The 12,605-nt window shown below is 73.5% G+C and carries 10 protein-coding genes; 5 read left to right on the forward strand and 5 right to left on the reverse strand.

Going from position 1 to position 12,605, the window contains the following annotated elements:
• From ACIQE0_RS23275 to ptsP, 3 genes are all read left to right on the forward strand, one after another.
• Nucleotides 1-203: hypothetical protein (locus tag ACIQE0_RS23275; protein WP_402335345.1), on the forward strand; the 203-nt coding region annotated here is incomplete at its 5' end.
• Nucleotides 204-464: 261 nt separating this feature from the next.
• Complete coding sequence (locus tag ACIQE0_RS23280) at nucleotides 465-914, forward strand: PTS glucose transporter subunit IIA (protein WP_366334546.1); 450 nt, start codon at nucleotides 465-467, stop codon at nucleotides 912-914.
• 80 nt (nucleotides 915-994) lie between these two features.
• Nucleotides 995-2,665, forward strand: coding sequence for a phosphoenolpyruvate--protein phosphotransferase (gene ptsP / locus ACIQE0_RS23285; RefSeq protein ID WP_402335349.1), 1,671 nt, complete (start codon nucleotides 995-997; stop codon nucleotides 2,663-2,665).
• A gap of 109 nt (nucleotides 2,666-2,774) precedes the next feature.
• On the opposite strand, the gene ACIQE0_RS23290 is transcribed toward ptsP, so the two are convergent.
• Nucleotides 2,775-3,677, reverse strand: a complete 903-nt coding sequence (locus tag ACIQE0_RS23290; protein ID WP_402335352.1) for a hypothetical protein — start codon at nucleotides 3,675-3,677, stop codon at nucleotides 2,775-2,777.
• Between the two features lie 146 nt (nucleotides 3,678-3,823).
• The gene (locus ACIQE0_RS23295) at nucleotides 3,824-5,848 is read right to left on the reverse strand and encodes an acetoacetate--CoA ligase (protein WP_402335355.1); all 2,025 of its coding nucleotides are present in this window, start codon (nucleotides 5,846-5,848) and stop codon (nucleotides 3,824-3,826) included.
• Between the two features lie 278 nt (nucleotides 5,849-6,126).
• Here ACIQE0_RS23295 and ACIQE0_RS23300 point away from each other — a divergent pair, with 278 nt between their 5' ends.
• Nucleotides 6,127-8,550, forward strand: a complete 2,424-nt coding sequence (locus ACIQE0_RS23300) for a TIM-barrel domain-containing protein (RefSeq protein ID WP_402335358.1) — start codon at nucleotides 6,127-6,129, stop codon at nucleotides 8,548-8,550.
• Nucleotides 8,551-8,656: 106 nt separating this feature from the next.
• On the forward strand, nucleotides 8,657-9,508 hold the full coding sequence (locus ACIQE0_RS23305) for a M15 family metallopeptidase (protein WP_366334536.1): 852 nt from the start codon (nucleotides 8,657-8,659) through the stop codon (nucleotides 9,506-9,508).
• A 106-nt stretch (nucleotides 9,509-9,614) separates the two neighbouring features.
• On the opposite strand, the gene ACIQE0_RS23310 is transcribed toward ACIQE0_RS23305, so the two are convergent.
• From ACIQE0_RS23310 to ACIQE0_RS23320, 3 genes are all read right to left on the reverse strand, one after another.
• Complete coding sequence (locus ACIQE0_RS23310; RefSeq protein ID WP_366334534.1) at nucleotides 9,615-10,427, reverse strand: ABC transporter permease; 813 nt, start codon at nucleotides 10,425-10,427, stop codon at nucleotides 9,615-9,617.
• A gap of 68 nt (nucleotides 10,428-10,495) precedes the next feature.
• Complete coding sequence (locus tag ACIQE0_RS23315) at nucleotides 10,496-11,332, reverse strand: ABC transporter permease (RefSeq protein WP_402335361.1); 837 nt, start codon at nucleotides 11,330-11,332, stop codon at nucleotides 10,496-10,498.
• 14 nt (nucleotides 11,333-11,346) lie between these two features.
• Nucleotides 11,347-12,519, reverse strand: coding sequence for an ABC transporter substrate-binding protein (locus ACIQE0_RS23320; protein WP_366334530.1), 1,173 nt, complete (start codon nucleotides 12,517-12,519; stop codon nucleotides 11,347-11,349).
• Nucleotides 12,520-12,605 lie beyond the last annotated feature (86 nt).

Consider the following 12,605-nt stretch of genomic DNA (forward strand, 5'->3'; position numbering starts at 1 on the left):
ACCTCATCTCCCTGACGGGAGACGGGGTATCAACATATCTGGCGTTGACTTTTGGCACGCTGTTGAGTTCTCAAGGAACGGACGCTTCCTTCGGCAACCCTCTCGGGCTTCCTCCGGGCGCTTCCCTTCGGTGTTTCACACTCTATCAGGCCTTTTCCGGCTTTCGGACCACCGCTTTTCTGCAAGCATGCAGAAACGCATGATTCGAGAATCTGGATCATGACTCTGAGGAGTGCTGCCCACTCAGTCGGTCGCGGCGATGCGCTTCCTGTCTGTCCGGGGCAGATCCCAGACAGTACAGGGATGGTGTGGGCGAGGCAAATCGATTGCGCCGTCGCCGCGGGCATCAACCGGCCTCTGTCATGCGGAACCGTCAGTTCTTATGACTTACGCTTCTCAACGGTGCGCCGTCCGGGACTGGCAGTGGCGGCGACCTGATGAATCTTCACCCCTGGGAGGTCCCCATGACCACCGTGACGTCCCCTCTTGCAGGACGCGCCATTGGGCTCGCGGCAGTGCCGGACCCTGTCTTCTCCGGTGCGATGGTGGGTCCCGGTACCGCCATCGACCCCGTTCGTGAGCCGTCGGAGGCGTTTTCGCCCGTGGACGGCGTGATCGTCTCGCTGCACCCGCACGCGTTCGTCGTCGTGGACGGGGAAGGGCACGGTGTGCTGACGCACCTCGGTATCGACACCGTGCAGCTCAACGGCGAGGGCTTCGAGCTGCTCGTGAACAAGGGCGACACCGTGACGCGCGGGCAGGCGGTCGTGCGTTGGAACCCGGCCGCGGTCGAGGAGGCCGGTAAGTCGCCGGTGTGTCCGGTCGTTGCTCTTGAGGCCACCGCGGACTCGCTCGGCGAGGTGCGCGAGGACGGCGACATCAAGGCGGGCGACGCGCTCTTCTCCTGGCAGTAGCAGCCGGGCGCCGTTTCCAGACGGCAGGCAGGACATCCACCGCGGCGGCCGGGTCCGCCGCACTACCGGAGACGGGTGACATGGAGACAACGCTGCGGGGCGTCGGCGTGAGCCACGGCGTGGCCATCGGTGAGGTGCGGCACATGGGGACGGCGGTGCTGGAGCCGCCGGCCAAGCAGATCCCGGCGGAGGAGGCGGAGCGCGAGCAGGGGCGCGCCCGTCAGGGCGTGGAGGCTGTGGCCGCCGACCTGATCGCGCGGGGCAACCTGGCCGGTGGGGAGGCCCAGCACGTGCTGGAGGCCCAGGCCATGATGGCCCAGGACCCCGAGCTGATGGCCGATGTCGATCGGCGGATCGCCGTGGGCAGCACGGCCGAGCGCGCGGTGTACGACGCGTTCGCCGCGTACCGGGCGCTGCTGGCCGGGGCGGGCGAGTACCTGGCAGGGCGGGTCGCCGACCTCGATGACGTGCGGAACCGCATCGTCGCGCGGCTGCTGGGCGTGCCGATGCCGGGCGTGCCGGACAGCGACGAGCCGTATGTGCTGATCGCACGGGACCTGGCGCCGGCGGACACCGCGCTGCTGGACCCGACGCTGGTGCTCGGGTTCGTCACCGAGGAGGGCGGGCCGACCAGCCACAGCGCGATCCTCGCGCGGGCGCTGGGGGTGCCGGCCGTGGTGGCGATGCCGGGTGCGGGTGAGCTCGTCGAGGGCACCGTGATCGCGGTGGACGGCAGCACCGGTGAGGTGTTCGTCGATCCCAGTGGTGAGAAGCGGGCGGAGCTGGCGAAGGCCGCCGAGGAGCGGAAGGCGCTGCTGTCGGCCGCGTCCGGTCCGGGTGCCACGTCGGACGGGCACAAGGTGCCGCTGCTGGCCAACGTCGGCGGGCCGGCGGACGTGCCGGCGGCCGTCGAGGCCGGGGCGGAGGGCGTCGGGCTGTTCCGTACGGAGTTCCTGTTTCTGGACGACAGCACGCGGGCGCCGTCGGAGGAGAAGCAGGTCGAGGCGTACCGGAAGGTGCTGGAGGCCTTCCCGGAGGGGCGCGTGGTGGTGCGCGTGCTGGACGCCGGGGCGGACAAGCCGCTGGACTTCCTGACGCCGGCGGACGAGCCGAACCCGGCGCTGGGCGTGCGGGGTCTGCGGACGCTGCTGGACCACCCCGATGTGCTGCGGACGCAGCTGTCGGCGCTGGCCAGGGCCGCCGAGGGGCTGCCGGTCTACCTCGAGGTCATGGCGCCGATGGTGGCGGACCGGATCGACGCGAAGGCGTTCGCCGACGCGTGCCGGGAGGCCGGGCTGCAGGCGAAGTTCGGCGCGATGGTGGAGATTCCGTCGGCGGCGCTGCGGGCCCGGTCGATCCTGCAGGAGGTGGAGTTCCTGTCGCTGGGCACCAACGACCTGGCGCAGTACACCTTCGCGGCGGACCGTCAGGTGGGCGCGGTCTCGCGCTTGCAGGACCCGTGGCAGCCGGCGCTGCTGGACCTCGTGGCGGCGTCGGCCGAGGCCGCCAAGGCCGAGGGCAAGAGCTGTGGCGTGTGCGGTGAGGCGGCCTCCGATCCGCTGCTGGCGTGCGTGCTGACGGGTCTTGGGGTCACCAGCCTGTCGATGGGCGCGGCGTCGATTCCGTATGTGCGGGCGGCGCTGGCCAAGCACACGCTGGCGCAGTGCGAGCGGGCGGCGGCCGCGGCGCGGGCCGCGGACACCGCGGCGGATGCCCGGGCGGCCGCGCAGGCGGTGCTCTCCGGGGAGTGAGCCGGGCGGCGCGCGGCGCCGTGTGACGTGCTCGGGACGGCCGTCCCGCCTGTGTGGCGGGGCGGCCGTTCTGTCTGCGGCGGCTTCCGGGCGATCGGGGTGGTCGGGGTCAGGGGTGGCAGTGGGGGCCGGGCGGGGGCGGGAGAGGCAGGCCGGGGGCGTAGTCGACGCGGGGCTCGGGTGGGATCGGTTCGTCGGTCTCGGGGTCGGTGCAGTAGGCGTCGAAGATCTCGGCGGCGGTGATGGGGGCCGGCCAGGCGTCCCGGAGGCGCCAGCCGCGGACGGTGGCGGGGCCGGGGTCGTGGTGGTGGTCGGTGGGGTCGTCGGCGGTGGGTGTGGTGCGGCAGACGAGGGCGCCGGTGGCGGGGCGGATCAGGGCGGCGGCGAGGACCGTGCAGAACACGAGCGTTGCGGATTCGGGGAGTTGGGGCGGGCGGCCGTCCGGTGCGGGGGTGAGGTGGAGGTAGGCGCGGAGGGTGCCGGTGGTGTCGGGGAGGGTGCAGACGAGGTGGTGGGCGCCCTCCCCCAGGGCCGCCAGGAGGTGCTGGAGGGCGGTGGTGGCGCGGGTGAACGCGGCGTGGGCGAGGTCCTGGCCGCAGTCGGCGCAGCGGCCGGCGCGGGCCAGGAGGGCGGTGGCGCGGTCCCAGGACGCCCGGCGGGCGGCCTCCTCGGTGAGCAGGGGGAGGAGGTGGTCGAGCGGGGTGCCGTCGTAGGCGAGGGTGGCGCCGGTGCAGGCGACGGCGGCGGCGTAGCGGCTGCGGCTGCCGGGGTCGTCGGGGGCGAGGCCGCGGTCGGTGCAGTAGCGGGCATAGCCGGCCGGGTCGAAGAGGCAGAGGGTGGTGTGCACGCCCTGGGCGGCGAGGGTGCGCAGCAGGGTCTCCATCTGCCGGAGGTAGCCGCGGTGGTCGTCGAACGGGAAGGTGCGGTAGCGGCGCATGGCCGCGAAGGCGCCGGGGTCGGCGAGGACGGCGGCGGTGCTGGGGACTTCGCGGCGCAGCGGGTGGTCGGTCATCGTTCCCCCTCGGTGGCTGCACGCCGGTGGGGCGCGCGTGCGCGGTCGGTGGGTGCCGTCGGGCACCACTGGTCACCGAGAGTAATCGGGGGGTCTGACAACGGCGGCCGGCGCCGGGGCGGAGGGCCGCCGGCGCCGGGCCGCGGTCACTTGGCGCGGTCGGCGGCGATCCGCTCGTAGAAGCGGAGGATGTTGAGATCGTCGACGGAGCCGGGGTTGACGGCCTTGTCGAGGGGGGTGCCCGCCAGGAGGCGCTTGACCGGGACCTCGATGCGCTTGCCGGTGAGGGTGTGCGGGACGCCGGGGGCCTCGATGATCTCGTCGGGGACGTGGCGGGGTGAGAGCTGTTCGCGGATGGTGCGCTTGATGCGGTCGCGCAGGGCGTCGTCCAGAGTGGCGCCGGGGGCGAGGTGGACGAAGAGCGGCATCCAGTAGCCGCCGTCGGGGAGTTCGAGTCCGATGACGAGGGATTCGCGGATCTCCGGGAGGCGTTCGACGACCTCGTAGATGTCGGCGGAGCCCATCCGCACGCCCTGGCGGTTGAGGGTGGAGTCGGAGCGGCCGTGGATGACGACGCTGCCGCGGGAGGTGAGGGTGATCCAGTCGCCGTGCCGCCAGACGCCGGGGTACACATCGAAGTAGCTGTCGTGGTAGCGGGTGCCGTCGGGGTCGTTCCAAAAGCGGGTGGGCATGGACGGCATGGGGGCGGTGACGACGAGTTCGCCGACCTCGTCGAGGACCGGTTTGCCCTGGGGGTCCCATGCCTGGAGGTCGGTGCCGAGGCAGGCGGCCTGGAGTTCGCCGATGTGGACGGGGAGGGTGGGCACCGCGCCGGCGAAGCAGCTGCACACGTCGGTGCCGCCGCTGACCGAGGCGACCCACAGGTCGGCGCCGCTCTCCGCGAAGGTGTCGTGCAGCCAGCGGAAGCCGTCGGGCGGGAGCGGGGAGCCGGTGGTGGCCACGCAGCCGACGGTGGACAGGTCGAGGTCGCGGGCGGGGTGCAGGCCGGCCTTCCGGCAGGCCATGACGTAGGCGGCGGAGGTGCCGAAGACGGTGGTGCCGGTGGCGGCGGCGACCTGCCACTGGGCGCTCACGTCGGGGTGGCCGGGACTGCCGTCGTAGAGGACGATCGTGGATCCGGCGAGGAGGCCGCCGACGAGGAAGTTCCACATCATCCAGCCGGTGGAGGTGTACCAGAAGAAGCGGTCGTCGGGGCCGAGGTCGCAGTGCAGGCCGGTCTGCTTGAGGTGTTCGAGGAGGATGCCGCCCTGGGACTGGACGATGGCCTTGGGCAGACCGGTGGTGCCGGAGGAGTACAGGACCCACAGCGGGTGGTCGAAGGGGACCTGCTCGAAGACCGGGTCGGTGGCGTCCGAGGTGAGGTCGGCCCAGTCGAGGGCGCCTTCGGGGGCGGGGGTGCCGAGCAGCGGGACGTGGACGACGGCGCGCAACGTGGGGAGTTCGGCGCGGAGTTCGGCGACGGTGGCGCGGCGGTCGTGCTCCTTGCCGCCGTAGCGGTAGCCGTCGACGGTGAACAGGACGACGGGCTCGACCTGTTGGAAGCGGTCCAGGACGCTGCGGGCGCCGAAGTCGGGGGCGCAGGAGGTCCACACGGCGCCGACCGTGGCGGTGGCGAGGAGGGCGATCACGGCCTCGGGGACGTTGGGGAGGTAGCCGCTGACGCGGTCGCCGGGGCGGACGCCGAGGCGGCGGAGGGCGGCGGCCAGCGAGCCGACCTGGGCGCGGAGTTCGGCCCAGGTGACGGCGGCGGGCTCGTGGCGCTCGTCGACGTGGAGCAGGGCGGGGGTGTCGGCGCGGGCGGGGTCCTCGGCGGCGCGCAGGGCGTGTTCGGCGTAGTTGAGGGTGGCGCCGGGGAACCAGCGGGCGCCGGGCATCGTGCGGTCGGCGAGGACGGTGTCGTAGGGGGTGCCGAAGCGGACGTCGAACCATGCGGCGACGGCCTGCCAGAAGGTCGGGAGCTGGTCGACGGACCAGCGGTGCAGGGCGGCGTAGCCGGCCGCGGGGTCGCCGGGGACGGGGGCGGGTGCGCCGTGGTGGGCGGCGGCCCAGGCGTGGAAGCGGGTGACCTGTGCGCCGGCGATCCGGTCCGGGCCGGGCTGCCAGAGGGGTTCCGGTGCCGGCTGGGCGGCGGAGTGCGGTGCGGTGGTCATGATGCCTCTCCTGGCAGGTACGCGTCGTGGGCGTCGGCCGCGCGCCGTGGCGGGGGTCCCCGGTGGTACGCGTGACCGGCTTGCCTGGACCATGCCACGTGATCGACTCGGGCACCAGGGTGGACCGCCACATTGGACAGTGGTGTGGATCGCCATGGGGCGGGGCCGGCGCCGTCGTGTGGAGGGGGCGGGTGGGGAGGTGGACGGTTGATCGTGGTCAGGTGAACGGCAGTTGAACGATTCCCGATCGCGGGGTCGGCGGTGGCAGGCTGACCGGCATGAACGGGCGTGATCTGGTGCGGTCGGTACGGATGGTCAGGGCAGTGGGGGCGGCGCAGGGGCTGCGGTCCGTGCGCGCGGCGTGGCGCCGGCGGAAAGCGGACGCCTCGGCGCTCCCGCGGCGGGGCGCGGAGCGGGCCCGGGTGCCGGGTACGGCGCGCGATGCGGAGTCGCTGCCGGGCGGCGGGGTGATCCACTTCGCGCGGTCGTCGCTGCGGGTGCGGGTGGCGGTGGGCGGCGCGGTGTTCTGCGGCTGGGACGGGGCCGGGCCGGAGCCGTCGTACGCGCTGGCCGGGGCGTGTCCGGAGGTGGATCCGCGGGCGGTGCTGGAGCCGGACACCGAGGGCGGCTGGCGGGTCGTCTCGGAGCGGGTGCTGGTGGTGGTGTCGCGGTTCGGTGCGGTGGAGGTGCGCACGCCCGGCGGGGCGATGCTGCGCAGGGAGTTGCCGCCGCGCTGGTGGGACCGGGTGGCGGCGGAGGGTGCGGAGGGGTCCGGGGACGATGCGGGGGCCGCGGTGGCGGTGGCGTCGCGGTGGGTGCAGCAGTCGGAGGTGGCGGCGGACGCGCGGTTCTTCGGGCTGGGCGGCCGGGCGGGCGGGCCGCGGCTGCGGGACGGGGTCCACCGGTTGTGGAACACCGATCCGGGCGGCGCGTTCGGGCCGGGGGACGATCCGCTGTATCTGACGATGCCGGTGCAGCTGGTGGTGGCGGACGCGGGGACGCACCTGGTGTTCCACGACAACTCCTGGGACGGCCGGGTGACGCTGCACGAGGGCGCGGAGGGCGCCGGATCGGGACACGACCGCCCGGGCACCTGCGAGCTGCGGATGGACGGCGGGCCGCTGTGCTACTGGGTGCTGGCGGGGACGCCGGCCCGGGTGCTGCTGGGGTGGACGGCGCTGACGGGCGCGCCGGCGCTGCCGCCCCGTTGGGCGCTGGGGTACCAGCACGCCCGGTGGGGGTTCGGCGGGGCCGAGGAGGTGCGGCGGGTGGTGGCCGGCTACCGGGAGCGGGAGTTGCCGCTGTCGGCGGTCCATCTGGACATCGACCACTACGACGGGCACCGGGTGTTCACCGTCGACCGGGAGCGGTATCCGGATCTGCCGGGGCTGGCCGGGGAGTTGCGGGACCAGGGGGTGCGCCTGGTGTCGATCGTGGACCCGGCGGTGAAGGCGGAGCCGGGGAACGCGGTGTACGACGCCGGGGTGGCGGCGGACGCCTTCGTACGGGACGCGCGGGGGGAGGTGGTGCGGGGGGTGGCGTGGGCGGGTGAGTCGGTGTACCCGGACTTCACCGACGCGCGGGTGCGCGCGTGGTGGGGGGCGCTGTACGCGGAGCGGCTGGCGCAGGGGTTCGCCGGGGTGTGGCACGACATGAACGAGCCGGTGTCGTTCGCGGCGTTCGGGGAGGCGACGCTGCCCCGGTCGGCGCGGCACGCCCTGGAGGGACGGGGCGGCGACCACCGGGAGGCGCACAACGTCTACGGGCTGGCGATGGCGCAGGCGGCCTTCGAGGGGCTGTGCGAACTGCGGCCCGAGGAGCGGCCGTTCCTGTTCTCCCGGTCGGGCTGGGCCGGTCTCCAGCGGTACGGGGGCACCTGGTCGGGGGACGTGGCCACCGGGTGGCCGGGGCTGCGGGCGTCATTGGCGCTGGTGTTGGGGCTGGGGCTGTGCGGGGTGCCCTACAGCGGGCCGGACGTGGGCGGCTTCTCGGGCGAGCCGTCGCCGGAGCTGTATCTGCGGTGGTTCCAACTGGGGGCGTATCTGCCGCTGTTCCGCACGCACTCGGCGCTGTGGGCGGGGCGGCGGGAGCCGTGGGAGTTCGGGGCGGAGGTGCTGGAGCACGCGCGGGCGGCGCTGCGGGAGCGGGCCCGGCTGCTGCCGTACTTCGTGACGCTGGGGCAACTGGCGCGGCTCTCGGGGGCGCCGTATGTGCGTCCGATGTGGTGGAGCGCACCGCGGGACCGGGCGCTGCGGGACGTCGAGGACGCGTTCCTGCTGGGGGACGCGCTGTTGGTGGCGCCGGTGCTGGAGGCCGGGGCGGTCCGGCGGGCCGTGCGGCTGCCGCGCGGCCGGTGGTACGACACCGCGACGGGGCGGGCGTACGAGGGGCCGGGCCGGGTGTGGGTGGAGGCGCCGCTGTCCCGTGTTCCGGTGCTGGCGAAGGCCGGTTCGGTGCTGCCGGTGGCGGGGGCGGACGGCGGGACGGAGCTGGAGGCGTGGGCGCCGGCGGCCGGGCGGACGGGCGGGGGGCTGGTGGTGCCGGACGGCGGGGACGGCTGGCAGCGCCCGGAGGTGGCGCGCTTCACCTCGCGGTGGGAGGGCGGCCGGGTGGTCGTGGAGCGGCGGGACGGGCGTCCGATGGAGTATCGGGTGCGCGTGCGGGGGCTGGACGGGGCGGAGGGTGGGGCGGTGGACGGGTAACGGGGCGGCGGGGGCGGCCTGTTGGGGAAGAGGTCTGCGGGGCGGAGGTGCACGGGGCGACCGAGGGGTTCCCTTGTGCCCGCCGCGCCTGGTAGACGAGTGGACCATGCCGAGACTTGCTGCCGGGTGGCGCGGCCTGGCCGCCGCTGCCGCCGCCGTGTTCACCGTCATCGCCGTCCCGTCGAGCGCCACGGCGGGCACCGGAGCCGTACCGCCGCCGCGGGGCGCCGGGGGCGCCGCGAGGGCCGACGACCCCAAGGCGCCGAAGGAGTTCGTGGCGCTGCGCGAGGTCGACCCCACGATCATCCAGGAGATCCGCTACGCCACTCCGCACGACTTCATGGGGGTGCCGGCGACGGGGTACCGCGAGCCGATGTGCATCCTGACCCGGGACGCGGCGCGGGCGCTGCACCGGGCGCAGCTCTCCTTCCTGCGGCGCGGCTACTCCCTGAAGGTCTACGACTGCTACCGCCCGCAGCGGGCGGTGAACCACTTCGTGGACTGGGCGAAGGACCTGTCCGACCAGCGGATGAAGACGGAGTTCTATCCGCGGGTGGACAAGTCGGTGCTGTTCGAGGACGGGTACATAGCGGAGAAGTCCGGGCACAGCAGGGGCAGTACGGTCGATCTGACGCTGGTGCGGCTGCCGGCGGTGCCGACCCGGCCGTATGTGCCCGGGGAGCCGCTGACCTCGTGCTTCGGCCCGAAGGCGAGCCGCTTCCCGGACAACTCGCTGGACATGGGCACCGGCTTCGACTGCTTCGACACCCTCGCGCACACCCTCGATCCGCGGATCAAGGGGAAGCAGCGGGCCAACCGGCTGCTGCTGAAGGCGGGGCTGGAGCAGGCCGGGTTCGTGAACTACGCGGACGAGTGGTGGCACTACACGTTCACGCCGGAGACGTTCCCCGACACCTCCTTCGACTTCCCCGTGGCGCGGAGTTCGCTGCGCCGCTGACCTCCGGTTCCCGGGCGCGCGGAGTCCGCCGCGGCGCCGGCTCTCGGGCCCTTTCCTACGGAGTCGGCCGCCGCGCCGGATTCCGGGTGCGGTGCGGCGGGCGTTCTCACAGGCGCCCGCCGGCCGGGTCGGCGGAGAGCCGCTGGGCGGCGTACACCGGGATCACCGACAGCACGATCAGCAGCGCCGCGACGACGTCCACGACGGGGGCCTGGTTGGGGCGGGCGAGGTTCTCGTAGATCCAGATCGGCAGGGTCTTGGTGCCGGCGCCGGCGGTGAAGGTGGTCACCACCACCTCGTCGAAGGAGAGCGCGAAGGCCAGCAGGGCGCCGGCGAAGAGGGCCGGGGCGAGCGCCGGGAGGGTGACGTGGCGCAGCGTCTGCCACGGGCGGGCGCCGAGGTCGGCGGAGGCTTCGGCGAGCGAGGGGGCGATCCGGCGGAGCCGGGCGGCGACGTTGTTGAAGACGATGACGACGCAGAAGGTCGCATGGCCGACGATGACGGTGAACAGGCCGAAGCCGATGCCCACAGGGGCGAGGACGGTGCGGAATGCGGCGTTGAGGGCGATGCCGGTGACGATGCCGGGCAGCGCGATCGGCAGCACGATCAGGAACGAGACGGTCTGCCGGCCGAAGAAGCGGTGCCGGTGCACGGCGAAGGCGGCCAGGCTGCCCAGGACCAGGGCGAGGGCGGTGGCGCCCAGGCCGGCCCGCAGCGAGGTGGCCAGCGCGTCACGGGCGCCGGCGGTGTGCAGGGCGCGCTCCCACCACTGGCCGGTGAGCGCGGGCGGCGGCCAGGCGAACGACCGGTCGGCGTTGAACGAGTTGAGCAGGACCAGCAGCAGCGGGAGGTAGATCAGGGCGAGGCCGGCGGCGGTCACGGCGCCGAGCACCGCCCGGGCGGTTCGCGACAGGTGCATCGGGCGCCTCCACGGCGAGGGGGCCAGGGCGTGTCTTCAAACGGCGGGCGCCGATGCGAAGCCACGCCTCAGAGCTGGTCGAGCGCGCCGGCCCGGCGGACGGCGGCGAGGTAGCAGACGACGAGGGCGACGGGGACGGTGGACAGCGCGGCGGCGAGCGGCAGGTCGAGGGTGACCTGGGAGGCGATGACGTTGCCGAGCAGTTGGGTGCGGCCGCCGACGATCTGGGCGGTGAGGTAGTCGCCGAGGCTGAGCGAGAAGGTGAAGACCGAGCCGGCCAGCAGCGCCGGGCGGACGGCGGGGGCGACGACCGAGCGGAGCGTGCGCAGGGCCCCGGCGCCGAGGTCGGCGGAGGCCTCCAACTGCCGGGCGGGGAGCCGTTCCAGGGCGGCGTGCACCGGCAGGACCATGTACGGCAGCCACAGATAGGCCAGGACGATGACGACCGCGGTGGTGCCGTAGCCGGGGCCGCGCAGGCCGAACGGGGCGAGGGCGGCGTTCACCAGGCCGTGTTCGCCGAGCAGTACGCGCCAGGCGTACGCCTTGACGAGGTAGCCGGCCCACAGCGGGGTGAGGACGGCGACGAGCAGGGCGCGGCGGAGCCGGCCGGTCGCCACCCGGGCGGTGAAGAAGGCCATGGGGAGCGCGAGGAGGGCGTCGAGGAGGGTGACGGCGAGGGCGATGCCGAGGGTGCGGACGGCGACGGTGCGGTAGACGGGCGTGGTGAGCAGCTCGTGGAAGTTGTCGGGGGTCCAGGTGCGGACGACGTCGGAGGTGAAGGGGTCGGTGGTCCAGAAGGCGGAGAGCAGGAGGACGGCCAGGGAGCCGAGGTAGGCCAGGACCAGCCAGAGGAGGGGCGGGGCGAGCAGGGCGGCCAGCCGGCCCCGGTGGCGTGCGGCGGGCATCGCGGTTCCCGGGGTCAGCCCTTGATCTCCGTCCAGGCGCGGGTCCATTGCGCATAGTCGGTGCAGGTGGTGTCGGTGCGGCCGTCGAGGCACTGCCGGGTGGGGGTGGTCCAGAAGTGGACGCGGCGGTAGTAGCTCTCGTCGTCGGCGTGGTAGACTGCGCAGTGGTGCGGGTCGATGGTCTCGCGGCACGCCTCGGCGTTGGCGGGGGCCTCGCCGAAGTACTCGGCGACCTGGGCGTTCACCTTCGGTGAGACGATCCAGTCGAGCCATTTGTAGGCGCAGTTGGGGTGCGCGGCCCTGGCGGAGACCATCCAGGTGTCGGACCAGCCGGTGGCGCCTTCCTTGGGGAGGACGGCCTTGACGGGGGCCTTGTCGGCGGCGGCGGTGTTGGCGATGACCTGCCAGGCGGTGCCGACGACGCTGTCGCCGCTCTTGAAGGCGGTGACTTCCTTCTGGTAGTCGCTCCAGTATTCGCCGATGCTGCGCCGCTGCTTCTTCAACAGGGCCACCGCGGCGCCTAGTTGGCGGGTGTCCAGGGCGTAGGGGTCCTTGATGCCGAGGTCCGGCCGGCTCTTCATGAGGTAGAGGGCGGCGTCGGCGATGTAGATGGGCGAGTCGTAGGCGGTGACCTTGCCGGCGTGGCGGGCGGCGTCGTCGAAGACCGCCTTCCAGGAGTCGGGGGCCGGGCTGACCTGGTCGGTGCGGTACATCAGGAGGTTGGCACCGCGGCCGTGCGGGATGCCGTACATCTGCCCGTCCTTCGAGTTGAACGGGCGCATTTTCAGGCCGCTGAAGACGTCGCGGTAGTGGGGGACGAGGTCGGTGTTGACGGGGGCGACGTCCTTGGCGGCGATCAGCCGGAGGGTGGCGTCGCCGGAGGCGGAGACGGTGTCGTACTGGCCGGTCCTCATCAGCGAGACCATCTCGTCGGAGGTGCCGGCGATCTTGGTGTTGACCTTGCAGCCGGTGCTCTTCTCGAAGGGGTGCACCCAGTCGACCCCGGGGTCGTTGGAGCCGTCCTCGGCATAGCCGGCCCAGGCGATGAGGTCGAGCCGCCCCTCCCCCTTGCCGAGGGTGCGCCGTGCGGTGGGTCCCCCGCCGCCGTCGCCCGTTGCGCCGCAGGCGGTGGCGAGCAGCAGGGTGCCCGCCGCCAGTGCGGCCTTCCAGACCTTCGCGTTGCGCATGCTGAACTCCCCTGTCGCATACGGCCGTCGCCTCCCGTCAGTATCCGGATGGCGACCGTCCGCCACCAGAGGGCCTCTTCCGGGTG

It is taken from the genome of Streptomyces sp. NPDC093097 (assembly GCF_044754325.1).
In the GTDB taxonomy this organism is placed as follows: Bacteria; Actinomycetota; Actinomycetes; order Streptomycetales; family Streptomycetaceae; genus Streptomyces.